The following is a 25403-nucleotide window of genomic DNA, read 5'->3' as shown; positions in this document are numbered from 1 at the left end:
CTAGCCAATTTGCTAGAACCCTAATGTGGAATAATCTAGCTTGCCACCTCAGTGATGAAAACTAGAGCTTCGGACAATAGGAGGTCAGAAACAGCAACAAAACCTGCGAGAAGAATAATCGCGATAATAACTACCACGGTGGAATCCACGAGCTCCTTATACTTCTTTAAGCCTTTTGCTTTTGGATCAGAATCCCACGGCCATGTAGCCTTGCGTAATTCTGACTTTACCTCTTCGAGGAAATTTCTGCTTTTATTGAACATATTGTCTTTTTTCTTTTAGAAAGAAAAATCAAAGGTGGCAGGGGCGCAGAGACTCGAACTCTGAACCCTCGGTTTTGGAAACCGATACTCTAACCAATTGAGCTACGCCCCTATAAACCTTCGATGTTATTTATATCTGATAAATAAAGGCGCCTCCTGAGAGGCACCTTTAAAAAATCTAGACTAGTCGTGGATTTCAGCTACGCGTCCTGCGCCAACTGTACGTCCACCTTCACGAATAGCGAAGCGCATGCGCAACTCCATCGCGATTTTTGTGATAAGCTCAACCTTGATTTGAACGTTATCACCAGGCATTACCATCTCAACACCTTCAGGAAGGGTCATAGCACCGGTAACGTCTGTGGTACGGAAGTAAAATTGTGGGCGGTAGTTGGAGAAGAATGGTGTGTGACGACCACCTTCATCCTTGGAGAGAACATAAATCTCACCAGTGAACTTAGCGTGTGGCGTTACTGAACCAGGCTTAACAACTACTTGACCGCGCTGTACGTCTTCTTTCTTAAGACCACGAACGAGGAGACCAACGTTTTCACCTGCACGACCTTCGTCGAGAAGCTTACGGAACATTTCGATGTCTGTGATTGTTGTTTCGATAGTATCACTGAGACCAACGATCTCAACTGTTTCCATCTTCTTAACGATACCACGCTCGATACGACCTGTGAGAACTGTACCACGACCAGAGATCGAGAATACGTCTTCAACAGGCATAAGGAATGGCTGATCAACTGGACGCTCAGGCTCAGGAATGTAGGAATCAACAGCATCCATAAGCTTGAAGATATTTTTCTTCTGTTCGGCGTCACCTTGAAGGGCGAGTAGCGCAGACCCCATAACAACAGGAATGTCGTCACCAGGGTATTCGTATGCGCTAAGCAGCTCACGAATCTCCATCTCAACGAGCTCAAGAAGCTCTTCGTCGTCAACTTGGTCAACTTTGTTGAGGAAAACTACGATTGCTGGGACACCAACCTGACGAGCAAGTAGGATGTGCTCACGTGTTTGTGGCATTGGGCCGTCTGCTGCGGAACAAACAAGGATCGCGCCGTCCATCTGGGCAGCACCTGTGATCATGTTCTTAACGTAGTCAGCGTGACCTGGACAGTCAACGTGAGCATAGTGACGTGTCTCAGTCTCATACTCAACGTGTGCTGTGGAAATTGTAATACCACGCTCGCGCTCTTCTGGAGCTCCGTCGATTTCGTCGTATGCTTTAGCAACTGCACCACCAACCTCTGCGAGGGTGTTTGTGATTGCTGCTGTGAGAGTAGTTTTGCCGTGGTCAACGTGCCGATTGTGCCGACGTTCACGTGCGGCTTATTTCTTTCGAATGCTTCTTTAGCCATAATATTAGATGTTTTTGCGCTTTGAATTTTGGACTTGCCGGATGCAAGAAATGATAATCAGCAATGGAGCTCTTGAGCAGATTTGAACTGCCGGCCTCGTCCTTACCAAGGACGCGCTCTACCGCTGAGCTACAAGAGCTTTATTACCGATGTATTTCCCCTCCGCAGTCAGTTGACCTAGGAAGGCGGGCGCAAACTAGCAATTTCCAGCCAACTGTCAAAAATAAATTGTCATTCTTTTCACTTTTTTTCAGAGGCTTCTTAGATCTCCACAAAACGCGCTACCGTAACTCACTGGTGAACCCCCTAGTTACTCTGAAACAACAACAACCACTAAAGACCTAACAAAATCACACCCTTAGACGAATAATGCAGAAACCCGCACGAGTCGCTGCACTTCAATTAGAATGATCGTCATTTACCGAGTGAAAAGCTTCACTCTAGTAGAGTAGACCATTTCGATCTCTAATAGACACTCTATTGAACCTCCACGCCTGAAACCGCCCAGAGCCACTTCGCTACTTTTCCATTACTACAGAGCGCTTTCACTTTTTGTTCCTTAAGTCCAAAAATTGTTGTCATATTCACAGTGGCGAGTCCAGTTTGATAGTGGACACCTTCAAATTCCTCTTCACCGGCCTGCACCAATGCTTGCACATCGTCATAGTTAAACCCTCTCAACTCACAAGCTTTGATACTTTTCTGCATTACTAGGATCACATGACTCTCACTCATCATCGTCGGAGTTGCTGTATCTACCGCAATCTCTTCTCTGACTTCTTCCACCACAGGCTCGGTTTCAGTAACCTCCTCAGTGATAGGAGAATTCACCTTCAACACAGTTTCCGCCACCACTACTGGAGCGGCTGGCTCCACTTGGGATGCTGGGGCACTCTCAACAACGACTGGTGGTGCTGTGACTTTCGGAGCAACCGCTGCGACATCTTCACCTTTTTTCCACCTCAGCCTTCGGCAATTTATCTTCCACGAAAGGCAATAAAATCGGGTGGCCGACGTAGCCTACTGCCACAAAAATCAAGATCATGAAGAAGGATGAAATGTTCATTGATGGATTCAATATCAGCTCCAGTGCTTTTTTCCAGATCATTCTTTGAGAAATTCCGCCCTAAAATTTCTTTCCTAACTTCTATAAATATTGACCTCCCCCCTACTCTGTCCATCCTCCGTCCATGGCTTCCTCTGAAAAGCGTCTCTTCTTACTCGATGGCATGGCATTGGTGTACCGCGCACACTTCGCTCTTATTCGTAACCCTATCTATAATAGTAAGGGGATGAACACCTCCGCAGTCTTCGGCTTCATGAATACGTTACTCGACATCCTCGACAAGCACCAGCCTACCCATCTCGGTGTCGCTTTCGACACCAAAGAGCCGACACCACGGCACAAGATTTTCCCGCAGTACAAGGCTCAGCGCGACGCAATGCCCGAAGACCTCGCCAAAGCGATCCCAGAAGTGAAGCGCCTCCTCCACGCATTCAACATCCCAGTGATCGAGCTCCCGGGCTTCGAGGCAGACGACATCATTGGCACGCTCGCCCACAAGGCTGACCAAGAAGGTTCATTCCATACTTACATGGTGACTCCGGACAAAGACTTCGCCCAGCTTGTATCCCCCACAACCACCATGTGGAAACCCGGCCGCAAAGGATCCGACACCGAACTCCTCGATGTCCCAGCCATTCTCGAAAAGTGGCAAATTGATGACCCAAAACAAGTCATCGACGTATTAGCCCTCTGGGGTGACGTCTCAGACAACATCCCCGGCGTCCCAGGCATTGGCGAAAAAACAGCTAAGAAGCTCGTCAAGCAATTCGGCTCCGTCGAAAAGCTCCTAGAGTCCACCGATCTACTCAAAGGCAAACAGAAGGAAAACGTGGAGAACAACAAACAACAAGCTCTGCTCTCTAAGATCCTCACCACCATCATCCTCGATGTCCCGGTCGAAACAACATTCGGGAATCTCGTCCTTGAAAATCGCGATGACGATGCAGTGAAGTCACTTTTCACTGAGCTCGAGTTCAGCGCACTAGGCAAACGGCTTTATGGAAATGACTTCCAGTCTGGCCGTGGCCACACCACAGCAGTAGCGGAACAACCTGAACTCTTGCAAGCAGCCCTCAAGAACTTCTCAGATTTCAAGACTCACTATACTATAGTCAATACCCCTGCAGCTCTCGAAAAAGTCACCAAACTCCTCAACGGACAAGACCTGTTCTGTTTCGACCTCGAGACCACGTCGCTCAATCCGCGCATTGCCAAAGTTCTCGGTGTCGCCCTCAGCTGGAAAGCGCGTGAAGCCTACTTTGTCGCACCTTCAACCGAACTCAGCATTGCTGAGATTATCGAAGCCCTGCGTCCAGCGCTCACATCCAAAGCCACCAAGATCGGCCACAACCTCAAGTACGACCTTTCAGTTCTTCTTGCTCAGGGACTCGATGCTGCCCCACCGTATTTCGACACCATGCTTGCTCACGCATTAGTCGAGCCAGATCAACGCCACAACATGGACTACCTAGCTGAATCCATGCTCGGCTACACGCCTATCAAACTCAGCGAAATCGCAGAAAAAGTTGAGCTACAGCAAGAAGCTGACAGCGCCGATGACGACCTCTTTAGCTTCGCGGAAAAGAAGGAAAAACCTAAAAAGAAAAAGAAGAACCACATCGACATGTCGATAATCCCCTCCGAGGCTCTCACCGACTACGCCTGCGAAGATGCCGACGTCACCTTCCAGCTCGCAGAAATCCTCGCGGAGCAACTCGAATCATCCGGCCAGTCCGATGTCTTTTACGAGATCGAGTCACCCCTTCTTCCCGTCCTTGTACGCATCGAGCATGAAGGCATTTCAGTCAACCTAGAGAGCCTCAAGGTGATTGGTAAAACCCTCGGCAAAAAGCTCGAGACTCTCACCGCTGACATCTATGGACAAGCTGGCAAAGAGTTTAACCTCAACTCACCAAAGCAACTCGGCGAAATTCTCTTCGGCGAAATGGAACTCGTTGAGAAGCCAAAGAAGACCAAGACTGGCCAATTCAAGACCGACGAGTCGACCCTCTCAGCGCTAGCGTCGAAGCACCCGATCATCGCCAACATCCTCGAATACCGAGAGGCAGCGAAGCTTAAGTCCACCTACGTCGATGCACTTCCCGAGCACATCTGCCCGAGCGATGGCCGCATCCACACCCACCTACATCAGTTGATGACAGCCACGGGCCGTCTCGCATCCTCAGACCCGAACTTGCAAAACATCCCCGTGCGCAGTGAAGCTGGCCGCGAGATTCGCAAAGCCTTCATCCCACGCAGTGCTGACTTCACTCTGCTCGCATGCGACTACTCCCAAGTGGAACTCCGAGTCATGGCAGCCATCGCTGGCGACCAAGCTATGATCGAAGCCTTCCAGCAAGACCTCGACATCCACACAGCCACCGCCGCCCGCGTCTACGGAGTCGGGCTCGATGAAGTCACCCGCGACATGCGCTCGTCCGCCAAGATGGTCAACTTCGGCATCATCTATGGCATTTCAGCCTTTGGCCTATCCCAGCGACTCGGCATCCCACGCGCAGAAGCAGCCAGCATCATCGATTCCTACTTCGAGCAATACCCCGCCATCAAAACCTTCATGGACAACACCATGGAGCAAGCTGAGAAAGATGGCTACGTCGAGACACTCGGTGGACGCCGCCGTATCCTCCGCGACATCAGCTCGCGCAATGGTATGATCCGCAAAAATGCCGAGCGCGCCGCCATCAACACCCCGATCCAGGCACCGGCGCCGACATGATCAAGCTCGCCATGGTCAAAGTCGACAAAATCCTGCGCGACGGCAACTACCGAAGCAAGATGATCCTCCAAGTCCACGACGAACTCATCTTCGACCTCGCACTCGACGAAAAAGACGCACTCATCCCATTGATCACCGAAGCCATGGAAACCGCACTAGCACTCCCCCACAACGTCCCCGCCAAAGCCGACTCCGGCACCGGCAACAACTGGCTCGAAGCTCACTAGACGTAAAAGAGGGCTTCCAGCCTCTTTGAAAGATAACAGTAGAAGAGTCAAGATGCCTCTTCTACGCTCCACACATCCATGACCTGTTCCTACAATGCAGCAACTTTTGAAGAGTACCCTGTGTTCACAGTTCTTAGAGAAATTAAGCAATAGTGCCTAAAAAAACAGCTGCGGACACTAAAAATGAACAAGTTGGTAAAATTCCTCTCGCTAAAATCGAAAATACGTTTAATGGTAATTCAGACGGCAATCTTCGATTACCGTCATCTCACTATCCAAGCGGTGAATTGGAACAGTGATTTTATAACTTCTCACCGAAATAATTAAAACAATAACATGAGTAAAGGTACAGTTAAATGGTTCAACGCAGACAAAGGCTTCGGCTTCATTTCACCTGAAGACGGAAGTAACGACTTGTTCGTTCACCATTCAGAAATTCAATCCGGAGACGGATACGCAACATTGAATGACGGCCAAGCCGTTGAGTTCGAAGTTGGACAAGGCCAAAAAGGCCCTTGCGCGAACAAAGTAACTCCAGTTTAGTTCGCAGCACATAACAAATTTGGTAATGGGCCAGTCACAAGCGTGGCTTTGCCACAAGCTGTCCCATTCCAAAGGCGTTATTTTCTAAATAATTCATTCATTTGAATAACTCGCCAGCGATCGAGACCAGGTTTCATTACCTGATATCGCTAGATACAGCGCATTTATGCGCTGTTCTTATGTCTAGTCAAATCCTGATCCGCCCCAGCAAAAATCAGGTATGTCGAGCCGGAACCCGTGCGTTCCCTGCATTTCTCGGATTGTTAAAGTCTGACTAAACCTGAGGACTACTACTTTTAGAGGACCGATTATGAAAAACTTCCTAAGCCATACTCTCCTCATTCTTTGCTGCTTACTTCTGAGCTCAAATTTAAGGGCCGACGACTCTAAAGAGAAGATTCTCATGGTTGTTACCAACCACGCCAAAATGCCGAACGGCCAGGCCACAGGATTCTGGCTTTCTGAGGTGTCACACCCATGGACTCGCTTCACCAAGGCCGGATTCTCCGTCGATTTCGCTAGTCCCACTGGCGGCAATGCTCCTATCGACCCTCGCAGCAAAGACCTGAGCGACCCGGACAATAAACGATTTCTGGAAAGCAAAGGATCGCTCGGAGCTTTAGCAAACACCCCAGCTATCAAGAACCTTAATGCCGACGACTACCGCGCAGTCTTCTTTGCCGGCGGTCACGGCACCATGTGGGACTTCCCTCAGGCTCCTGGACTCTCATCGCTAGCTGGCAAAATATACAGCAATATGGGTGTGGTTGCAGCAGTCTGTCACGGTCCGGCAGCGCTGATCAACATCAAGCTCCCTGATGGCTCTCTCCTTATCAAAGGGAAAAACTCACCGCTTTCACTAACTCCGAGGAAGAAGCTGTAGGTCTCACTAAGTCCGTTCCCTTCCTACTAGAAAATAAGCTCAAAACACTAGGAGCCATCTACCAATCTGGCCCCGATTTCCAAGCATTCATTGTCACCTCCGAACGCCTCGTCACCGGTCAAAATCCAGCCTCGGCAGCCCCCTCAGCTGAAGCTGTCATCAGGCTCCTAAAAAAATAGGGCTTACTCAAACAGTCCAATCATGGTCAGAAAACTTCTTCTTGATAGACGCCTTTGCCTAGCCCCTACTTTGGGTAGTGGAGTTTACTCCATCCTCACCTTTCCAGCTTCAAGCACGTACCAGGTCTGCTCCTTTATCTGACTTAGCCACCCTACTAAACGACGGTAACTACCGCAAAAGGAGTTGAACAATCAGGTTTTGACATCTCCTCACCTACGACATAGCGTCTAAGTATCAATGAACAAGATTGTTACAGGACTGATGCCAGCAGCTCCAAAAGTCAGCTGGTTGAAATCACTCGGCAGCTGGGACGCGTTTCACAAATCTGCCGAACGCTCAGTTGGCAGGAAGCTCGCGAAAACTACCGTGAAGCTCTCACCTCTCTCGCCGAGCACTTCCCCATCTCAAAAACACTCGAAGAGCGCCTAAACTCACCATTGCTGAGCTTCTTTGGTGGAGATGAGCATATCAATTTTTGTATAGAAGGAGAAGAGCACAGAATTTACAAGATCACACACAGCGACAATTTTGGCTGTGATGTTGTGTTTGATCCTATCGATTCAGAACTTACTGGGCGAAACTTCATAGCACGAGGCAATGACGACCCATTTTTCTACTTTATCGGTGGCAATTTCTCAATCAAATCAGTCATTACAAGACGCGCTTCGAAGGAATCATAGCGCCAGCTCGTGATGGTTGGTTGCCTCGTATTTGTATTAGTCAACCGTATGCTGGCGACGCCACACCCAATCAAAATCAAATCACTGAGTCCTTGGCTCATTACGGATACCACTTTGTCAGTTCTGGGGCCTACTACAATCGAAACCACGACATATTACTCACCGATGCATTCCCTCGAAATGTTCGCCTTGTTGATGGTAAACCAATCCCCTTTGACGCTATAGCCTCCATACCTACTGCAGAAGCAAAAGCATGGATCCTCAAAAAAATTAAACCAACTCCAGCAGCGTATCGACTTCATCAAGGCGATTGATGCGCTCAAAGATGTCCAGCGTAAGGCCTACTTACTCTCAGAGTCACGCTTTGAGAATTCAGCCGAACATTCTTGGGCGGTTGCGACATTTGCTCTGACATTAGCGGATTACGCTAAATCTGGAGTGGATATCAATAGAGTGATTCACATGCTTCTGCTCCACGACATCGTGGAAGTCGATGCCGGCGTCACTTTTTGCTACGATGATAAAGGACATGAAGACAAAGCCGAGCGCGAACAAGCGGCGGCGGATAGAATCTTCGGACTCCTCCCCGAGCCACAAGCTAAAGAATTTCGCGCCATCTGGGACGAATTTGAAGCTGAAGAGAGCGACACCGCACAGTTCGCCGCTGCGCTCGATCGAATGATCCCTCTGATCCACAACCTCAATACCAGTGGCCGAGCCTGGAAAGAAAACTCAGTGAGCTACGCACAAATTTTCTCCAAAAACAAAAAGATCGAACGCGCCTGCCCCTCCCTGTGGGATTACGTTCATAGCCGCATCCAACAAGCCGTCACCGATGGCTGGATACCGGAATCCTCAATTTGTGGCGCGCAATTAGGCACCGTCTAATAACTGGCGCATTTCGTCAGCATTTTTAGCTGTGAGATCCTCTATTTTATAGCCATTGAGATGATTATAGAACGCCATGGTCCCGCCGGCAAAAATCGAGCGGATATAGCATACTGGCGCTATTCTGCACGGCTCCACCGTGGAGTTTCCTGAACATTGCGCGATTTCACCAGTTGGCTCTAACTGCCGCACTAAGTCTCCAAGACGCCATTCACGCGCCACCTCTGAGAGTTTCACCCCTCCACCACGTCCACGTGTGGCATTGAGCAATCCCAGCTTCACTAGATGCTGGCTCACCTTGTTCATATGGTTCAGCGAGACGCCGTACACCTCAGCCACAGTCCGCGTACTCACAACATCGTCTGGATGCGTGAGCAAATAAATCAACAGCCTGAGAGCATAGTCAGTATGGTATGTCACCTTCACACTTCATGATATAACATATAGTACGCATTTTGAAAGTCTATTTAACTATTGACTAAATACGCTTGTTATAAACCTATTTAAATTCAAATGAGCACGACACTATCCACAACAATGATCGAGACGGTCAAAGCGACCATTCCCTTCCTCCAACAAAACGGCCAAGCGCTGACCGAACACTTCTACAAGCGCATGTTTGCTGGCAACCCAGAGGTGAAGGAATTTTTCAACCAAGCCAACCAGAAGACAGGCAACCAACAACAAGCACTCGGAGCCGCCATCTGCGCTTTCGCCCAAAATATTGAAACTCCAGAAAATCTGGCTGAAGCAGTGAGTCGTATTTCCAACAAGCACGCATCACTCGGCATCAAGCCTGAGCACTACCCAATCGTGGGTGAGCACCAGCTCGACTCTATCGATGACTTACTCAATCCTGCACCAAAAGAAATTCTCGATGCTTGGGCTGAAGCTTATGGCTTCCTAGCTGGAGTATTGACTGGCGCGGAAAAATCCATTTACGACAACCAACAAGATGCGGGTTGGGAGGGATTCACCGACATGACGGTCTTTAAGCGCGTGAAGGAAAGCGATACGATCACCTCGTTCTATCTCAAGCGTGCTGACGGCAAGCCACTTCCAAAGTTCAAGCCCGGGCAATACCTCACAGTACGCGTTCCCCTTCTTAAGGAAAATGCTAAGGCTAGCGCTTGCCCATTTACAGGAAATAGCCAGATGACCACGATGCGTAATTATTCACTCTCGGGCTCATCTGACTGGAACCACTACTGCATTAGCGTGAAGCGTGAAACTGCTGGTGGTGATGACACGCCAAACGGCTACGCATCCACATTCCTTCACGAGCAAATACAACAAGGTGGAACAATCGAGGTCGCTCCAGCCTGTGGCGAATTCTTCCTCGGCGAGCACCCTGCAGAAACTCCGGTTCTTTTCCTCTCTGGCGGAGTAGGTCTCACACCAGTGCTTTCGATGCTGCCACGCTAGTCCGAGCAAAGACATCACCTTCATCCACGGTGCTATCAATGGTAAAATGCACGCACTCGCTGATGAAGTCCGCGGACTCGCAAAGAGAAACCCAGCAATCAATGCGCTCTTCCGCTACAGCCATCCAGCGGAAGAAGACAAAGGGAACTACCACAGTGAAGGGTTTTTCGATGAGACATTTCTCTCGGAATACCTCACCTCAGAAACCGAAGTCTACTTCTGCGGTCCAAAGCCAATGATGGCTCAAGTCTACAAGGCGCTTAAGGCATTCAATCACCCAGTGGATAAAATCCATTTCGAATTTTTCGGCCCGCACGATGAACTCGAAGGCTAAACTTGCCGAGGCAGCCATCATTCCTATTGTTGGAGTGATGGTGGTTCCAGCTTGTTTTGTTTAGCTCAAGAGGTTTTTCATGACATGTCCTTCGACATCGGTGAGACGATAGCGGCGACCTTGGGAGGTGTAGGTGAGTCGTTCGTGGTCGAGCCCTAGTTGATGGAGGATCGTGGCGTGTAAGTCGTGGACAGTCACTTCATCACGGGTGACACGATACGATAGGTCATCGGTTTCGCCGTAATTGAGACCTTACTTGAAGCCACCGCCGGCCACAATTTTTGTGAAGCAATTGGCGTGGTGATCACGACCGTAGGATTCATTGACTCTACCACTCTTGCTAAACGAAGTACGGCCGAATTCGCCACCCCAGACGACAATTGTGTCGTCGAGTAATCCGCGTTGCTTAAGGTCGGTGATCAAGGCCACGCTGGCTTGATCGTTCTCGCGGCAACGTTTTGGAAGGTGATTAGGTAGGTTGAAATGGTGATCCCAGCCGGAATGGTATAGCTGAATGTAGCGGACATCTTGCTCAGCCAGCCGGCGCGCCATGAGGCAATTATAGGCATAGGTTCCCGGGCGGCGCGCATCCTCACCATACAGCTTGAAGCTGAACTCGGGTTCGTCGGAGAAGTCAGACAATTCAGGGATCGAGGTCTGCATACGAAAAGCCATTTCATACTGCATAATACGGGTCTCAATCGCTGGGTCGCAACTGCTTTGGAGCTCATGCTGATTGAGTTGGCTAATGGTGTCGAGCATGCGACGTTGGTCCTTCATGCTCTTGCCTGCAGGGTCCTCCAAGTAAAGTACAGGTTCGGAACCCGAGCGGAAACGCACTCCTTGATAGTGGCCAGGCAGAAAGCCATTGCCCCATAGTCGGGAGTTGAGTGGCTGCATGTTACCTAGGTCACCTTTTGAGACTAGCACGACGAAATCTGGCAGATTCTAGTTCATACTGCCGCGGCCGTAGCTCATCCATGATCCCAGACATGGCCGCCCCGGGAGGTTGTGACCAGTCTGCATGAAGGTCATTGCCGGGTCGTGGTTGATCGGTTTGGTGCAGACTGAACGAATGGTGCAGACATCATCAACGATTTTACTCATATGAGGAACCAATTCACTCGCCCACGATCCGCATTCACCATGTTGCTCAAACTTATAACGCGAGTTAATAATCGGGTGGATTTTGTGTTTGTCGGTAAATCCCGTGAGTCGTCCGGATTTTTCAACATGGGAAAAGGTGTCTGTCCCGTGAAACTTTTTGAGCGCCGGTTTGTAGTCGAATAGATCGACCTGTGAGGGACCACCGGCTTGAAAGAGGTAGATCACGCGCTTTGCTTTTGCTTTGTGATGAGCCGTCGGAGTGAAGTCTCCAGCGTCGGCCAGCATGTTGCCTAAAGCCATGGAGCCGAATCCACCGCCAATGGTCTTAAGCGTCTGGCGACGGTTCATGCTGAGGATAGCAGATTCGATGAGATCTTTCATAGGAGATTACTTGCGAGTGAGTGATTCACTGAGGTTGAAGATAGCGAGGCAGACATCAGCCAGAGCGGCCACTTCGGCTTTATTGGAATTTGGCTGAGTCGGGTGTTCCCCCACTTTGAGAAAACGACGCGCAGCCTCTGGGTCTTTCTGGTAGGATTCGAGCCTGTCTTGGTGGAGCTGGCTCAATGCGCTTAGCTCAATCGCGTCAGCTTTGCGCGACAGAATGCGGCGGAAGGCAAGTTGGATGGGGTCTTTTTTGCCGATAAGCGACTCCGCTAAGACTCGGGATGATTCTAAATAAATAGGGGCGCGCAAGGTGACTAGTGCCTGTAAGGGGGTGTTGGTAGCAATGCGCTCCACGCTACAGACATCACGGCTTGGTGCGTCAAAGGTGGCCATTTCTGGGTGCGGTATCGCCCGTCGCCAGTAGGTATAGAGGCTCTTGCGTTAGAGCTTGTCACCAAAGCTTTGAGTGTAGGTTTCGGCGTGAGACGGTGGAGCGTTGAGGTCGTCCCACAACTTAGCTGGCTGGTAAGGCATCACGCTAGGGCCCCCAACGGCATGAGAGATGAGGCCACTTGCAGCCAATGCTTGGTCGCAGATAACTTCCGCTGGCAGGCGAAAGCTCGGCCCTCTAGCCAGCAGGCGGTTATCCGGATCCTAGATGTCCTTGCGGAATTTTGAGGACTGACGGTAGGTGTCAGAGAGCACGATCATCCGAATGATATGCTGGAGGTCCCAGTCATTGTCCCGAAATTCAGTCGCCAACCAATCGAGCAATGCTGGGTGGCTAGGAAGCTCACCTTGTAAACCCAAGTTGTCAGACGACTTCACGATACCGACTCCAAAAAGTTGCTGCCAAAGTCGATTGACTGTGACTCGGGCAAACAGCGGGTTATCATCGGCGCACAACCACTGAGCCAGACCTAGGCGGTTGGCTGGATAGCCATCAAAGCTTGGTAATATGGTCGGAGTACGCGGTTTAACCTTAGCTCCGATTTGGTCGAAGAGCCCTTGGAGTAGAATGTGGCTGTCGCGTTTCTTCTCTTCCATCACCATAACTAAGACCGGTTTGTCAGATGTTTTGGAGGTTTTGTCAGAACCTGAGAGTGATTGGCCAGCAATTGGAAAATATTCAATAAAGGGAGCTGCAGTCTTTTTCCTGCGGCCTCTTTCCCCAGGAGCGCCGACTTCAGCACTGGTATTGAAAAATGACGAAAGTGAATAGTAATCCTCCATAGTTAAGGGATCATATTTGTGATCGTGACATCGGGTGCATTCCATTGTTAGCTCGAGAAGTAAGGTGCCAAATGTCGTGGTTTTATCGTTGGCATACATCACCCGGTATTCTTCATCGTTGATTCCCCCCTCGATGGAATAGCCATGATTGCGGTTGAAACCGGTGGCAATCAATTGGTCCTGGCTTGGATCTTCTAGTAAATCGCCAGCCAGTTACTGGGTCACGAATTGGTCATAGGGCATGTTCTCCCTGAAGGATTTGATCACCCAATCGCGCCACGGCCACATGGTTCGAGCATTATCGAACTGGAAGCCATTGCTATCGGCATAACGCGCATTATCGAGCCAAATTGTGGTCATGCGCTCCGCGTAGTCGACGCTGGAGAGCAGACGATCGACGACCTTTTCATAGGCCTTATCTGAGGAGTCTGCGAGAAAGGCATCGATTTGGGCCAGCGTGGGAGGCAAGCCCGTGAGGTCTTGAGTAACGCGGCGCAACCAAACCACTGGCTTTGCTGGAGCAGCCGGTTCCACCGCATTTTTTTTCAAATGAGCATGCACCAGCGCATCAATAGAATGTGCCTTGTGGCTGGTGAGAAATGGCCGAGAAATGGGCTGAAACGACCAATGACCTTGCCACTTAGCGCCCTCTTTAATCCACTGCCTGAGAAGCTCTTTCTCCTTATTTTTAAGGCTTAGGTGAGAACTGGGTGGAGGCATCACTAGGTCTTCATCGTCCGAGTTAATGCGTAGAATAAGAGCACTTTTATCAGGATTTCCCGGCACAATGGCTTGATGCCCATCTAGGTCAGCTTGACTGCCTTCTTCCGTGTCCTTCTTCCGTGTCTAGACGTAAATCAGCTTCTCTAGCCTCCTTATCAGGTCCGTGGCAGGCATAGCACTTATCCGATAAAATCGGCCGGATATCACGGTTGAATTCAACGGGCTCAGAGTCCGCATAGCCGCTGATTCCAAAGAGTAATAAAGTGAGTGCTATACAGTGCATGACTGAAATGGATACTCGGAATTCTTATCCGTCTTACAACAAAAAAAGCACTAATTGACATTGAGAACCACCATCCACCATCCAAGACCGAGAATCGCTTGGTTTTATAGTGGATTGAGAGCAATCGATCCCTTCTCCTCAATGAGTTCTGGACCTGCATCTTTGAATTTCAAAAAATGCGCCGTGAGCTTGTGAGCATTCAAGGTTTCAGCCGATTCCCATTCTTCGATCAGATAGATCGAGCCTGAATCATCCGAGTAAGCGTCATACTTGATGCAGCCCACTTCATTGCGGGATGGCTCGATTAACGACTGCACAAGACTATTGAGCTCTGCGCTCTTACCCGGTTTTGCTTTAAGCTGTATTAATTTAGTGATCATATTGGAGGCGTACACCTTTTCCTAACGCAATTCTATGAGAAAAAACGGCTCAAACAATTTGTTTCCGCTCGCCGTTACTGGATAATAAAGCTCTGGTCATGGTGTCCAAAGCCGGATTTTATGATTGATCACCGCGTTCAGTGTAGCCGTTGTTCTATGTTCAATCTGTGTAACGCTAACGATATCAGCCGACTGAGCATAGAAATCGATGCCGGACAGCAAGTTTTCGAGTCCCTGAAAGATCTAGAAGATGCGCTTGGAATTTAAGCCCCAAGCATTCAAGGGTTAAGAGCAAGTCCCGTCGGGCGTTTAAGAGAACCATCCCAGCTTAGTGATTCGTGTGAATCTCTGGTAGAAAAATAGTTTCTTCATACAGACCGCCTCAAAAATTTCGTCCCATTCTGTATTTTTCGCAATGGGTAGTTACTTCACTTCGCTGAATTGGACGCTTGAACTACATGGTTGCTTTTTCTAATTAATTAGGGAAACTTAAGCATCTTTATTTACTTATGTCTCGCCGCGCACGAAAACCTCCCCCTCGCCGCCGTTCACACAGCGCTACTCGTCGTGCCCAGCGCCCTAAGCTATGGGAATCCATCCAAGGGGCGAATAAGCGAGCCCACCAACGAGCGAACCAACGCAGCTGGCGACGCCAAGGCCTGACCTCAGTCCATGCGGCGATAGCCGATACGTATGAGGACGACTATTCACTGCCAACTGGCCAGCTGCTGCTGCGGTCCTTTTTGGCTCTCTTCCTTCTGCTCCCCAGTGCTATCAGCACTCTAGCTCTATTCACGATTGCTGAGCACACTGGTAAATCGCACTTCTGGATGGAGCTGCTGCGCTCCCGTCCCTTCATCTTCTTTTTCACTGGCTGCTTCCTGATGTGCGGTTGGTTCTACTCGAAGCTCCTAAGTAACTTCTTTCTCTACCTCTACGTGCTTGGGCACGAACTCACCCACGTCATCTTCATTTACATCTGTGGCGGCAAAGTTTCCGGCTTCAATGTCACTCTCGATGGAGGCTATGTGATGACCAATAAGTCGAATATCCTCATCGCGCTCTCCCCCTACTTCGTTCCCTTCTGGTCGTTCATCGTCCTATTTATCTCTGGCCTACTTCGCCTATTCTGGGACATCCCTTACCACGACTATGTGCTGTACTTTGCTATCGGAGGAACTTGGACATTCCACTTGGCATGGACGATCTGGATGATCCCGCGCGATCAACCCGACCTCAAAGAAAATGGCACGTTCTTCTCGGCAGTTCTCATTTACATGGCAAATGTACTCCTACTAGCGACGATGCTGTGCCTCGTTCCTGGTGGGCTTAATTTCAAAAGCTATGCAGTTCACTGGGTGAGCCTATTCAGCGGCGCAATGGACTTTTCTGAAACTATCCTGCGACAAGTAGTCACGCAGCTCTAAGCCTCTTAGCTCGATGAATTTCACCCTCGGCCAAGTCTTGTTCAGGTAAATGATTGACAAGCGAAGCAATCTTTGCAATCTCCTCATCACACCGCGTTGGAAACGTGGCACAACCTTATCAAGACTATGAAAGCTGATATCCATCCTGATTACCACCCGGTAATCTTTCAAGACATGACATCCGGCAAGCGTTACGTTACACGCTCGACCGCGAAATCCGGCAACAAAGAGACTATTGACGGTGTAGAGTACTACATTCTTTCAATGGGCGTAACTGCTGACACTCACCCGTTCTACACAGGTAAGTCCACGTTTGTGGATACCGAAGGTCGCATCGACAAGTTCCAAAAACGTTTTGGTTCCTCTGTCCGTCGCGCGAAGAAGCCATCACTCGGCTAATTCCCTTTCGAGACACTTTCAAAAAGCTTCACGAGTTCTGCTCGTGAAGCTTTTTTATGCCCTACAGCTCCGGTTAGAGCGACAAAGTGACGATTTTTCTGGAGTCCTTCGGCTATCAGAAGTATAAATCGCTTTATCTGCAGCGAGTAACCCCGGTCAGCAGAAAGATCAAGAGATGTTTGATGTAGCCCTAATCGTTCTATTTGCCCTTGTGGCTAATTTCTTGTTCAACAAGCTCGGCCTTCCCGGAATTCTCGGGATGATTGCCACTGGCTTGATACTAGGCCCCAGTGGATTCGATATCATCCACGACGGTACTCTTGAAGGGCTCAAGGAATTTAAAACCGTCGCCCTGATTATCATCCTTATTCGAGCGGGCTTAGGCATCAGTAAGAAAACACTCAATAGGATTGGTGGGCCCGCCATCAAGATGGGAATCATCCCCTGCCTCATCGAGGGTGGAGCGATTACTTTGCTGGCATGGCAAGTCTTCGGTTTTCAGCTCTACGAAGCAGGCATGTTAGGATTCATCATCGCGGCAGTTTCTCCGGCGGTCGTGGTACCGGCAATGCTGGAGCTGAAGAATGGTGGCTTCGGCAAGAAGAAGGAGGTTCCTACACTGGTGCTGGCAGGCGCATCACTGGATGACGTGATCGCGATCACCCTCTTTGGCGTCTTCGCGGGACTCGGCACTGGCCAAGAAACCAGCTGGCTCAGCGTGCTAGTTGGCGTCCCAGCTGGAATCGCGCTCGGTGCGCTCGTTGGAGCTCTGCTTGGTTACCTGTTTGTCTGGTTCTTCAAGAAGTTCCACATGCGTGACACGCTCAAAGTCATCCTCTTTGTCGCCATAGCGATCTTGTTCTACGATTTCTCTGAACTACCAGCGGTAAAGAACACCCTACCCATCGCGGCGCTGCTCGGAATCATGGCCATCGGATTTGTCATCCTGGAGCGTCACGATCAACTGGCTGGTAGGATGGCTGCAAAATTTGGCAAAATCTGGGTCTTCGCCGAGATCCTCTTATTTGTCTACATCGGCACCGAAGTCCGCATCGCCGAAATAGCCCTTTCTTCTGTCGGCACGGGACTTGCAGTTCTCTGTGTTGGCCTCATTGGCAGAAGCGCTGGCGTGTGGGTTTCCCTCATTGGCTCTCAGCTTAATTTCAAAGAGAAGATGTTCTGTATGATGGCGTATTGGCCGAAAGCCACTGTTCAGGCGGCCATTGGTGCCGTGCCTCTCACTTTGGTGCTTTCGGGGGAAATGACAGGCACCTCGGAGGAGACTGCTCAGCTGATCCTTGCAATCGCGGTGCTGAGCATCGCCATTACGGCTCCATTGGGTGCCATTTGCATCAAAATCTTCGGTAAAAAACTCTTGGTGAGCCACTGAGCGAGAGCCACATTTGGCATCACCTCCCAGACAAAGCAACTTGCTTAGAGCATGACGTGAGAATCGTCTTTTCAAATCCTTTTACACGATTACTCTCCGAGCATGCTCGCAAACGCAAAGGCAGTATTTTTTGACTTCGACGGAGTCATTTTAGACACCGAATGGCCAATCTACCAAACATGGCTCAAACTCTTCCGTTCCGAAGGGCAAGATTTGCCAATCGAAACCTATGTCCAATGTATTGGCTCAGATTTTAATACTTGGTCACCAGAGACGCACCTCGAAGATCTCACAGGCAAGAGCTACGACTGGGACAACATCAACCTCGACCGACAGATTGAAATCCGAGCAGCCCTGCAAGATCCAATCGCCCTACCTGGCGTGCGAGGCTTGTTTGAACACCTTTTCGCTGAAGACACACCTATTGCTGTCGTTTCGTCCTCATCACATGGCTGGGTCGACAGCTGGCTCGAAAAACTCCACTTGATGCCGATGGTTACGACTACCGTCTGCAAAGGCGACGCCCCACGTATCAAGCCAGCACCAGATCTCTACCTCGAAGCGGTCCGTCAGATCGGACTTCCTGCCATCGAATGTCTCGTGATCGAAGACTCACTAAATGGCACAAAATCTGCCATCGAAGCTGGTTGCCAGACCTGCGCCGTGCCGTCACGCCTCACCGACTGCCTCGATTTCTCGATAGCTGATAGAGTGCTTGCCTCGCTGAAAGAACTTCTCCCCGCTGAGCGTCTAGTTTCAGAGTAAATCACTCAGTAACCATCTGAGCTGAGGCTCCTTCTACTTCACACTTTCCTATGTTCCTTTTAAACAAAGCATTTGAGCTCCGCAACAAAGCCAATAAAAACATCGATGAAAAACCATTCCTCGAGCATTTGGAGGATCTGCGAACAACCATCACGCGAATCGTCGTCGTATTACTGATTGCTACCATTGCGTGCTATTCGCTGAAGGACATCCTCATGGATCTCTTGCGCAAGCCGCTGGAAGTTGTCTGGGAGCAATCCCAGCAGGAACGCCTGCCTGAGACTATTACCCCTGACCAATGGGAACAAGCGAAGGGCGCCTCCTATAATTCATCCGGCTTGAGCCCTGAGGAAAAAACTGTTTTCTACGCTCAATTCAAAGACGAAGACCTCGCCTTCTATGCCGAGTGTGCTGGTTACTACCGTGCCGCTCAGTCGCTCGAAACCCTGGAGGAAAAGCAGAAATTCATCGATGAGTTACCCAATATTGACCCCAAGCTCAGCACCACCGTCAGGGAACTCCTAGTGGGTGAACCTAGCGCTAAGGTCGGAGCAAAAAATAAGGTCATCAAGATGCAGTCGATGCACCCGACCGAGACCTTCATGCTCTCGCTCAAGTTGGCATTCTTTGCCGGCCTGATCGTATCCTTCCCTTTTATCTTAGTCTTTGTGCTACAGTTTGTTCTTCCTGGCTTGAAATCTACTGAGCGCAAAGCTCTGTGGCCCGCACTCATAGTTGGCTTTGGCCTGTTCCTCACCGGCGTCTTTTTCTGCTACTTCTTGGTTCTACCGAAGGCTCTAGAATTTTTCTATGTCTATTCTGGTAGCATGGGAGTTGAAAACGAATGGCGCATCGGTTGGTACATCACCTTTGCCACCCAGTTCACCCTCGTCTTTGGTCTCGCCTTTGAACTCCCAGTGGTCGTCATGACCTTGGTCAAACTAGGCCTACTCGACTACGACCTCATGAGCCGCACGCGCTCCTACGCAGTTGTGTCCATCTTTGTGATAGCGGCTATAATCACCCCTACTGGCGACATGCTCACGCTCAGCATGCTGGCTGTCCCTATGGCCCTGCTCTACGAAATATGTATTTGGTTCGCCTACTTTAGCCGAAAGAAAGAGCTAGAAAAGGAAGCTGAAGAAATGGCCAACTACCAGCCACGTTTAGTATCCGCCCCTGGCACCGTTGCGGCCCACGATGACTCGGCTCATGACCATGACCATGACCACGATCACGATCACGATCACGATCACGATCACGATCACGATCACGATCATGACCACCATGACCACCATGACTATCATGATCATTACCACGACCACGACCACGACCACGACTATTTCGAGCAAGCTCCAGAGCATCAAGAAGATGGTGAAGGAGAAGAGCATGATGACGGTGAAGTAGACACACTCACCAGTGAAGGTGAATCTCCTGAGCTATTAAATAACCTCCAGGCTCCACACGATCCTCATACCGAAGAAGATCCTAGCGACTCTGAAGATGAAAACGCCGACGAGCCAAGCTCAGATGAACCTGCAGATGGCGTCGATGACAAAGAGAACGATAATTCAGAAAAACCCTAAAACCCCAGCCCCATAAGTATGAAATCAATGACCGGATTTGGCCGCGCATCGCAAGCCTCAGAAACTCTCGTCGCGAATATCGAAGCGAGCTCAGTTAACCGTAAGCAAGGCGAAGTTGTAGTCCAACTTCCACGCAACTACGCAGAGCTTGAATCTGAAGTCCGCAAGTTCGTTCTCGGCAAGATCTCACGTGGCCGAGTCTCTATCAGCATTTCGCTAGAGCAAACTGACAAGGCTCCGAGCCCGATCAGCGTCGATCTGAAACGCGCTAAGTCTCTCTCTGATACTCTCAAATCACTCAGCCACGAGATAGGCCAACCACTCGACATCACTGCTGCCGACATCCTTCGCGCACCAGACATTATTAAATTCGAAGAAAAAAAAAGTCTGCATCGACTCTGTCAGAGAAGTGATTATGCCCGCACTAAACGCGGCAATTTCCAGCCTAGTAGAAATGCGTAGCCGTGAGGGTGACGACCTCAAACAAGACACGCTAGACCGACTCGACACTCTAAAAATTGAAGCGAGCGCCATCGAAGCGCACTCGCCATCAGTGATTGCACGCTACCGTGACAACCTCCACCGACGCCTCAAGGAATCAGGCCTAGAGCTCGACCTCAGCGACGACCGCGTGCTCAAGGAAGTCGGGATTTTTGCCGAGCGTTGTGACATCAGCGAGGAGATCACTCGTCTACGCTCGCACTTCGCCAAGTTCCGCGAGTACCTAGATTCCTCAGAACCAGTTGGCAGGTCACTTGATTTCCTCTGCCAAGAGCTCAACCGAGAGTTCAACACCATCGGCTCCAAGGCCAATGATGCGACACTTGCCCAGCACGTCGTCACCGCGAAAACGGAACTCGAGAAAATCCGCGAGCAGATTCAAAACGTAGAGTAATCCATAGGAAAAATGAGATAATTCTCAAATAAAGGCTCCTCAAGCGAAGTTCGACTTTAGCCACTAGGCATAAAATTTCTTTTTTACACCCTTTTGTAATTTTCGGAGTTCAATTCATAGTACCCGCTATAAATAATTCTAGACAAACCCACACGAGCCCTACGTTTTTATGGGTAAGCTTCCGTACCTACCATGAAAAATAAAATTCTACTACCCGCTGCTGGCGCATGGCTCACCACGCTCGCTGCCGCCTATTACGTGGGTACCTCGCAAAACTCTTCAGAAGTCAGCTCAAATGATTCTGCAGCTTCAGGTTCAACAAGTACTGAGCAAGTTCGATCTGACATGCACACTAGTGGTCACATCTCGACAAACAGCTCATCTAGAGGCTCCACTAGGAGCCGTTCTAGCGCATCAAGTACAGCTAAGGCATCAAGTGATTCCATCAAAAAAATCAGTCAGCTGAGTGACCCTCTCGCACGCGCACGCCAAATGCTCAACCTCATCGACTCGCTTAGGCCTGACCAATTTGAATCCGTAGTCGCTGATTTCCGAGCACTCGGTATGACTCGTGAGAGAATGACTGAATACAATATGCTACTCCACGCATGGGGAAAAGTAGATCCACTAGGAGCCCTCAGCTATTCCCAAGAAAACTCTAAATCGGACCACGCGGAAAAAGAAGTACTCGCATCGTGGGCTACCCACAACCCCAACGCGGCATTGGCCTGGGCGCGTGAAAATCACGATGGCGACAAAGCTAACCCCTACCTCGTAGGAATCATCCGCGGCCTAGCGGGCTCCAACCCCACTCTTGCTACTCAGATCCTACAGGAACTGCCATTTTCGAGAGAACGGGCTAAGGCCCTTGGTAGCATGGCTCCGCATATCGCAAGTTTAGGTCTCGATGGAGCCCTAAAGTGGCTCACCGGCCTCGAAGACCCAAAACTCATGGGTGGCGCATCAGCTTACCTAGCCAACCAATTTTCTAAACAAGATCCAGCCATGGGAGCCGACTGGGCCTCCCGCATTAAAGACGATACCGCACGCGAGCGGGCTTTAAACGAAGTAGTCGATAACTGGACCGACCAAGATCCATCAGCAGCCAAAGCTTGGATCGCCACACTCCCCGTCGAAGATCAACTCAAGGCGGGTCCAGAGTTTGTCGGTTCTTATGCTAGGCAGGATGCCAATGCCGCTGCCGACTGGTTAGACACAAATGCTAACGCCTCTAATTACCAAGATCTACTCCGTGAATTCGCCGAGGGAGCCACGCGCTCTGACCCTGTACTAGCACTCAACTATGGCAACGAACTGGATGATGAAAGCTCACGCTCGCGCACCGTTGGCCGCGCCCTCTGGACTCTTTACAAAAAAGACAAATCCCAAGCTCAAAACTGGATTAAGAACAATGATGTCCCAGAAAGAGTCAAACGCCACGTCGTAAGAATGATGGACAACAAATAAACGCACTTAAACACCTCAAAAAACGCTAGCAGATCTAGTCTGCTAGCGTTTTTTATTACTTAGTTTCAAATAATTCAGAAAGAGTAATCCAACTGGATAGAGGCGCGTTGGACATCTTTAATAGCCCGACTGCCTTCCAAGTGCGCTAACTTTATAAGAGCACTGGTATTTTCTGTGAGTACCTTTTTAGCCACATAATCAAATTCGTATCCAAGGAAGTCCCCACCTTTATCACTAGAAAAGTGGTGGAATATGATCTTATGATTTACTTCTAGTGGGCACTTTCCGCCAACCCACGCGTAGTAGTCGTGTAGACCACTCCCTGGAGTTGTTAGGAAAGCATCTGCGAAGCCACCAAACTTATGGTTCGTACCGAGTGGGAAGATAAATGCATTATCTCCATTACCAGTCATCCACTCCAGCCCAAATCCACCTTTGACAGGTTTGGCATTCATGCTCAAGTCGCCGCGGAAATAATACTCCTCATAGGATGCATTATCACCTGCTCCATTTTGCAGTGCACCAGTAATCAAATAATCAAGATCCGGCAATGACTCGCAGAGTTGCTGACTGCCTTTAAACTCAGCGCCGTATGTGTTTGTTTATGCAGCCACAGCATTCTTGAAGTCCATGAGGTAAGCAAATCCGCTTAGGGTTCCTGCGCTCAACCCGCTGTAGTCACCACGCATCAAATGCACATCACCATGCCAGCGACTCAAGGCTCCAGATGGAGCATTGGTTCCGAAAATCCGGTTCACTTGGTTGGCGTACGAATAGGTGAAATTTAAATCCTTCACCGTGGTATTCGTCACGCTGAAAGCATCAAATGTCTGATTATTCTGACGCCAAGCAACAGCTCCAATAAAGCGCTGATCGCCATGATTTATGTCCTGTCGACCGAGCGTAAAATCCGTGCTCTCGAGAGAGTAATCAAGCTGTAGACGATTCAGATCAAAGTTATCTGGGTCAGCTATCACACTGCGAGTCCCCGAAGGGAACGGACTATATGCGCTGGTGGGAGTAAGAATCCACGTGTGTTAGCCTTCAGCCAGCACGCTAAATCCAGCAACTTTCGCTGTCTTTAGTCCAAAGCGGTTGCGTAATGAAAGAACCGAAGCTCCTCCATTCTTGGCGTCCATGTCAGCTCCTTCTAACCTAAGTCGTCCATTCAGAAACACCTCCGTATTTTTTATGAAATCTGGACCAGAAACTCCAAAATCCCCCAAAGTATAGGGACCTTCCTTTGCTTGTCCGATGTTGACCCCAGCTATCAATAAGCCTCCATCTAACACTGTTGTTCTATTATTTTTCATTGTTATCTATCTAACTTAAATTTTGAAATTCTTTGATTCTTCTCGGTAACATGGTCGCCATATTAGCTGAGCGCATCTTCATAAGGTCTGCGTTGGGACCCGAGAAGAGTTCATCTATGGTGCTGTGAAATAAATCCAACCAATGCTGGAATTTTTGTTCGTCCATTCTCACCTCGGATGTCCACTTCATGTGCGCCATCAATGGGTTTCTCTGATAGCCGCCGTCACCGAACATGATGGTGCGCCAAAACTGCACCATCACAGGTAAATGGGACGGCCAGTCGATCTTCACTACATCATTAAAGATAGGACCTAATTTTTCATCAACTTGGACTCTTTCGTAAAAAGTATGGATTACTTGCGTAACCTCTTCTTCACCTAGAATGTCTTTTTTGTTGTCGTCTTGGTTTTGTATTTTATCCCTTTCTAGAAATCATGTTGAATACGCACGAGTCGCACCCCTTGATGTGTAGCCATCAGCGTGTCCCACCACTGTGAACCCTCGTGTTTATAACGCACTTGGACTCCTCTTAGATCTCCTCTAGTGAGCATTGATATAGCCGTTCTTAGATCGATCACTTCTCCCTCTTTCACATAACTGTCTGCTCCGAATTTTGGTATCACTTCTAGCAGTTCCGTGCAGGTCTCTATATCGACCACTAATTGATCGAGAGTTTCTGAGTCTAACACGCCTTGGGCCAACTCAGGAAGTTCAGTGCCATCGCTCAGGCTACTCATTAAATTATCAGTCATTTTTTTATTAGGTTTAGCCATCATCAGGACCGCATTTCTTGGAGCTGGGCAAACATCGTGGCAAATTCCACAGCCCGTACATTGGTCGGCAACTACTCGGGGCACGCCCATTTCTACAATGATAGCTCCTTGCTCAGGGCAACGCTCAGAGCATGTGGTACAGAAGCTCCGCTGGTAAGCTAAGCAAAATCGCCCTTGAATAATAGCCACTCGCTCTTCATCCTTAACTGTTTCAGCAACAGGATCCGGATTCATAAGTGAACCCGAGGCTTTATTGAGTGGTTTAAAAAACCTCTCAAACATCTTGCGACGGCTTATGTTTACAGGCTCGTTCACTTGTCTTTTTTAAAGTCGTTTAGATTGTATCTTTCGCGGTTATCAAAGGTAGCATTGGGAGCGTGGCATTGAAGACAATTTTTCCGCTGTGGGTGTGAAGTGCTCACAGCATTTGCCATGCCATTTCCATGACAAGCCATGCAATTTTGACGCATATTCAGCCGATGAGGGACAACTGGTGGTGCTCCATCGTACGCTTTATCACCTTTGCCAGGACTACTAGCCCCAACAAACAAGCTTTCCACATTCAATCCTGCAATCTCGTTCCCCTTGAGGAAGTTTTCCCCTTCACTTGGCACGTGACATTGAGTGCAGTTCGCTAACATTGGATGACTCATCTTAGGCGTTTCTTTGCCTGCTATAAGG

The 25403-nt window shown here is 49.4% G+C and carries 24 protein-coding genes, 2 tRNA genes and 5 pseudogenes; 15 read left to right on the top strand and 16 right to left on the bottom strand.

The features are described 5' to 3' along the window. Nucleotides 1-35 precede the first annotated feature (35 nt). The 5 genes and pseudogenes from BSZ32_RS13065 to BSZ32_RS13045 form a co-directional block, all read right to left on the bottom strand. A complete protein-coding gene (locus BSZ32_RS13065; protein ID WP_105043819.1) occupies nucleotides 36-263 on the bottom strand; it encodes a preprotein translocase subunit SecE in 228 nt (75 codons plus the stop codon). A gap of 35 nt (nucleotides 264-298) precedes the next feature. Then, a tRNA-Trp gene (locus BSZ32_RS13060) sits at nucleotides 299-375 on the bottom strand. Nucleotides 376-446: 71 nt separating this feature from the next. After that, nucleotides 447-1630, bottom strand: a pseudogene (tuf, locus tag BSZ32_RS13055) (elongation factor Tu). A gap of 64 nt (nucleotides 1631-1694) precedes the next feature. Then, nucleotides 1695-1769: transfer RNA gene (locus BSZ32_RS13050), tRNA-Thr, on the bottom strand. Nucleotides 1770-2107: 338 nt separating this feature from the next. Beyond that, nucleotides 2108-2461, bottom strand: coding sequence for a hypothetical protein (locus BSZ32_RS13045; RefSeq protein WP_129589751.1), 354 nt, complete (start codon nucleotides 2459-2461; stop codon nucleotides 2108-2110). A 359-nt stretch (nucleotides 2462-2820) separates the two neighbouring features. On the opposite strand from BSZ32_RS13045, the pseudogene polA reads away from it, so the two are divergent. The 5 genes and pseudogenes from polA (at nucleotide 2821) to BSZ32_RS13010 (ending at nucleotide 8834) form a co-directional block, all read left to right on the top strand. Further along, nucleotides 2821-5660, top strand: a pseudogene (gene polA / locus BSZ32_RS13040) (DNA polymerase I). 336 nt (nucleotides 5661-5996) lie between these two features. Then, on the top strand, nucleotides 5997-6203 hold the full coding sequence (locus BSZ32_RS13035; protein ID WP_105043817.1) for a cold-shock protein: 207 nt from the start codon (nucleotides 5997-5999) through the stop codon (nucleotides 6201-6203). Between the two features lie 310 nt (nucleotides 6204-6513). Beyond that, the gene (locus BSZ32_RS13030) at nucleotides 6514-7086 is read left to right on the top strand and encodes a type 1 glutamine amidotransferase domain-containing protein (protein WP_206018844.1); all 573 of its coding nucleotides are present in this window, start codon (nucleotides 6514-6516) and stop codon (nucleotides 7084-7086) included. A 952-nt stretch (nucleotides 7087-8038) separates the two neighbouring features. Continuing rightward, nucleotides 8039-8260 carry a hypothetical protein gene (locus tag BSZ32_RS13015; protein WP_129589749.1) on the top strand — a complete coding sequence of 74 codons (222 nt, stop codon included), beginning with the start codon at nucleotides 8039-8041 and terminating at the stop codon, nucleotides 8258-8260. Continuing rightward, entirely contained in the window at nucleotides 8184-8834 is a 651-nt protein-coding gene (locus tag BSZ32_RS13010; protein WP_105043813.1) for an HD domain-containing protein, read from the top strand. The genes BSZ32_RS13015 and BSZ32_RS13010 overlap by 77 nt, the downstream gene beginning before the upstream one ends. Here BSZ32_RS13010 and BSZ32_RS13005 read toward each other — a convergent pair. Beyond that, a complete protein-coding gene (locus BSZ32_RS13005) occupies nucleotides 8820-9260 on the bottom strand; it encodes an Rrf2 family transcriptional regulator (protein WP_105043812.1) in 441 nt (146 codons plus the stop codon). The two genes, BSZ32_RS13010 and BSZ32_RS13005, sit on opposite strands and share 15 nt — an antisense overlap. An 87-nt stretch (nucleotides 9261-9347) precedes the next feature. Between BSZ32_RS13005 and BSZ32_RS13000 the strand changes: the two genes are divergently transcribed. Then, nucleotides 9348-10259: a globin domain-containing protein gene (locus tag BSZ32_RS13000; protein WP_105043811.1), complete on the top strand. Its 912-nt coding sequence runs from the start codon at nucleotides 9348-9350 to the stop codon at nucleotides 10257-10259. Nucleotides 10260-10305: 46 nt separating this feature from the next. Continuing rightward, on the top strand, nucleotides 10306-10593 hold the full coding sequence (locus BSZ32_RS12995; protein ID WP_240610637.1) for an NO-inducible flavohemoprotein: 288 nt from the start codon (nucleotides 10306-10308) through the stop codon (nucleotides 10591-10593). 60 nt (nucleotides 10594-10653) lie between these two features. Here the strand turns inward: BSZ32_RS12995 and BSZ32_RS12990 are convergent. From BSZ32_RS12990 to BSZ32_RS12960, 4 genes and pseudogenes are all read right to left on the bottom strand, one after another. Then, nucleotides 10654-12081, bottom strand: a pseudogene (locus BSZ32_RS12990) (DUF1501 domain-containing protein). A 6-nt stretch (nucleotides 12082-12087) separates the two neighbouring features. Then, nucleotides 12088-14139, bottom strand: a pseudogene (locus BSZ32_RS19850) (PSD1 and planctomycete cytochrome C domain-containing protein); the annotation flags it as partial. After that, a complete protein-coding gene (locus tag BSZ32_RS20630) occupies nucleotides 14129-14326 on the bottom strand; it encodes a c-type cytochrome domain-containing protein (protein ID WP_105043805.1) in 198 nt (65 codons plus the stop codon). The gene BSZ32_RS20630 and the pseudogene BSZ32_RS19850, both read right to left, overlap by 11 nt. A 104-nt stretch (nucleotides 14327-14430) precedes the next feature. Beyond that, on the bottom strand, nucleotides 14431-14706 hold the full coding sequence (locus BSZ32_RS12960) for a putative quinol monooxygenase (RefSeq protein WP_105043804.1): 276 nt from the start codon (nucleotides 14704-14706) through the stop codon (nucleotides 14431-14433). Between the two features lie 509 nt (nucleotides 14707-15215). On the opposite strand from BSZ32_RS12960, the gene BSZ32_RS12955 reads away from it, so the two are divergent. The 8 genes from BSZ32_RS12955 to BSZ32_RS12925 all read left to right on the top strand — a co-directional run bounded on the left by BSZ32_RS12955 (nucleotide 15216) and on the right by BSZ32_RS12925 (nucleotide 22635). Continuing rightward, complete coding sequence (locus tag BSZ32_RS12955; protein WP_105043803.1) at nucleotides 15216-16133, top strand: hypothetical protein; 918 nt, start codon at nucleotides 15216-15218, stop codon at nucleotides 16131-16133. Nucleotides 16134-16259: 126 nt separating this feature from the next. Then, on the top strand, nucleotides 16260-16532 hold the full coding sequence (locus tag BSZ32_RS12950; RefSeq protein ID WP_105043802.1) for a type B 50S ribosomal protein L31: 273 nt from the start codon (nucleotides 16260-16262) through the stop codon (nucleotides 16530-16532). A 175-nt stretch (nucleotides 16533-16707) separates the two neighbouring features. Beyond that, complete coding sequence (locus BSZ32_RS12945) at nucleotides 16708-17922, top strand: cation:proton antiporter (protein ID WP_105043801.1); 1215 nt, start codon at nucleotides 16708-16710, stop codon at nucleotides 17920-17922. A 102-nt stretch (nucleotides 17923-18024) separates the two neighbouring features. Beyond that, entirely contained in the window at nucleotides 18025-18687 is a 663-nt protein-coding gene (locus tag BSZ32_RS12940; RefSeq protein WP_105043800.1) for an HAD family hydrolase, read from the top strand. A 50-nt stretch (nucleotides 18688-18737) separates the two neighbouring features. Continuing rightward, nucleotides 18738-20273 carry a twin-arginine translocase subunit TatC gene (gene tatC, locus BSZ32_RS12935; RefSeq protein WP_105043799.1) on the top strand — a complete coding sequence of 512 codons (1536 nt, stop codon included), beginning with the start codon at nucleotides 18738-18740 and terminating at the stop codon, nucleotides 20271-20273. 18 nt (nucleotides 20274-20291) lie between these two features. Beyond that, nucleotides 20292-20735 carry a YicC/YloC family endoribonuclease gene (locus BSZ32_RS19845; RefSeq protein WP_240610635.1) on the top strand — a complete coding sequence of 148 codons (444 nt, stop codon included), beginning with the start codon at nucleotides 20292-20294 and terminating at the stop codon, nucleotides 20733-20735. Next, on the top strand, nucleotides 20689-21168 hold the full coding sequence (locus BSZ32_RS19840; protein WP_240610634.1) for a YicC family protein: 480 nt from the start codon (nucleotides 20689-20691) through the stop codon (nucleotides 21166-21168). Before BSZ32_RS19845 ends, BSZ32_RS19840 begins: the two co-directional genes overlap by 47 nt. A 192-nt stretch (nucleotides 21169-21360) precedes the next feature. Continuing rightward, on the top strand, nucleotides 21361-22635 hold the full coding sequence (locus tag BSZ32_RS12925) for a hypothetical protein (RefSeq protein WP_105043798.1): 1275 nt from the start codon (nucleotides 21361-21363) through the stop codon (nucleotides 22633-22635). A 74-nt stretch (nucleotides 22636-22709) separates the two neighbouring features. Here BSZ32_RS12925 and BSZ32_RS12920 read toward each other — a convergent pair whose 3' ends face one another. The 6 genes and pseudogenes from BSZ32_RS12920 to BSZ32_RS12895 form a co-directional block, all read right to left on the bottom strand. Beyond that, complete coding sequence (locus BSZ32_RS12920; RefSeq protein ID WP_165788836.1) at nucleotides 22710-23168, bottom strand: hypothetical protein; 459 nt, start codon at nucleotides 23166-23168, stop codon at nucleotides 22710-22712. Between the two features lie 69 nt (nucleotides 23169-23237). Beyond that, nucleotides 23238-23612, bottom strand: coding sequence for an alginate export family protein (locus tag BSZ32_RS12915; protein ID WP_105043796.1), 375 nt, complete (start codon nucleotides 23610-23612; stop codon nucleotides 23238-23240). Between the two features lie 60 nt (nucleotides 23613-23672). Continuing rightward, entirely contained in the window at nucleotides 23673-23948 is a 276-nt protein-coding gene (locus tag BSZ32_RS12910) for a hypothetical protein (protein WP_105043795.1), read from the bottom strand. 10 nt (nucleotides 23949-23958) lie between these two features. Beyond that, nucleotides 23959-24240, bottom strand: a complete 282-nt coding sequence (locus BSZ32_RS12905) for a group III truncated hemoglobin (protein ID WP_129589747.1) — start codon at nucleotides 24238-24240, stop codon at nucleotides 23959-23961. Nucleotides 24241-24374: 134 nt separating this feature from the next. Next, nucleotides 24375-24956, bottom strand: a complete 582-nt coding sequence (locus BSZ32_RS12900; RefSeq protein WP_206018843.1) for a 4Fe-4S binding protein — start codon at nucleotides 24954-24956, stop codon at nucleotides 24375-24377. Between the two features lie 77 nt (nucleotides 24957-25033). Further along, nucleotides 25034-25403 (bottom strand): annotated as a pseudogene (locus tag BSZ32_RS12895) (hypothetical protein); the annotation flags it as partial.

The organism is Rubritalea profundi (assembly GCF_002954445.1).
GTDB classification, from domain to species: domain Bacteria; phylum Verrucomicrobiota; class Verrucomicrobiia; order Verrucomicrobiales; family Akkermansiaceae; genus Rubritalea; species Rubritalea profundi.
This window is presented reverse-complemented; position numbering and strand designations above follow the sequence as displayed.

Bases quoted from the DNA above. Each gene is read 5' to 3' on its own strand.
- BSZ32_RS12910 (WP_105043795.1), bottom strand. From the start codon at position 23,948: ATGAAAAATAATAGAACAACAGTGTTAGATGGAGGCTTATTGATAGCT.
- BSZ32_RS12955 (WP_105043803.1), top strand. From the start codon at position 15,216: ATGTCTCGCCGCGCACGAAAACCTCCCCCTCGCCGCCGTTCACACAGC.
- BSZ32_RS12950 (WP_105043802.1), top strand. From the start codon at position 16,260: ATGAAAGCTGATATCCATCCTGATTACCACCCGGTAATCTTTCAAGAC.
- BSZ32_RS12960 (WP_105043804.1), bottom strand. From the start codon at position 14,706: ATGATCACTAAATTAATACAGCTTAAAGCAAAACCGGGTAAGAGCGCA.
- BSZ32_RS13030 (WP_206018844.1), top strand. From the start codon at position 6,514: ATGAAAAACTTCCTAAGCCATACTCTCCTCATTCTTTGCTGCTTACTT.
- BSZ32_RS19845 (WP_240610635.1), top strand. From the start codon at position 20,292: ATGAAATCAATGACCGGATTTGGCCGCGCATCGCAAGCCTCAGAAACT.
- BSZ32_RS20630 (WP_105043805.1), bottom strand. From the start codon at position 14,326: ATGCACTGTATAGCACTCACTTTATTACTCTTTGGAATCAGCGGCTAT.
- tatC (WP_105043799.1), top strand. From the start codon at position 18,738: ATGTTCCTTTTAAACAAAGCATTTGAGCTCCGCAACAAAGCCAATAAA.
- BSZ32_RS12995 (WP_240610637.1), top strand. From the start codon at position 10,306: ATGCACGCACTCGCTGATGAAGTCCGCGGACTCGCAAAGAGAAACCCA.
- BSZ32_RS12940 (WP_105043800.1), top strand. From the start codon at position 18,025: ATGCTCGCAAACGCAAAGGCAGTATTTTTTGACTTCGACGGAGTCATT.
- BSZ32_RS12945 (WP_105043801.1), top strand. From the start codon at position 16,708: ATGTTTGATGTAGCCCTAATCGTTCTATTTGCCCTTGTGGCTAATTTC.
- BSZ32_RS13065 (WP_105043819.1), bottom strand. From the start codon at position 263: ATGTTCAATAAAAGCAGAAATTTCCTCGAAGAGGTAAAGTCAGAATTA.
- BSZ32_RS12925 (WP_105043798.1), top strand. From the start codon at position 21,361: ATGAAAAATAAAATTCTACTACCCGCTGCTGGCGCATGGCTCACCACG.
- BSZ32_RS12900 (WP_206018843.1), bottom strand. From the start codon at position 24,956: ATGAATCCGGATCCTGTTGCTGAAACAGTTAAGGATGAAGAGCGAGTG.
- BSZ32_RS13000 (WP_105043811.1), top strand. From the start codon at position 9,348: ATGAGCACGACACTATCCACAACAATGATCGAGACGGTCAAAGCGACC.
- BSZ32_RS19840 (WP_240610634.1), top strand. From the start codon at position 20,689: ATGCCCGCACTAAACGCGGCAATTTCCAGCCTAGTAGAAATGCGTAGC.
- BSZ32_RS13035 (WP_105043817.1), top strand. From the start codon at position 5,997: ATGAGTAAAGGTACAGTTAAATGGTTCAACGCAGACAAAGGCTTCGGC.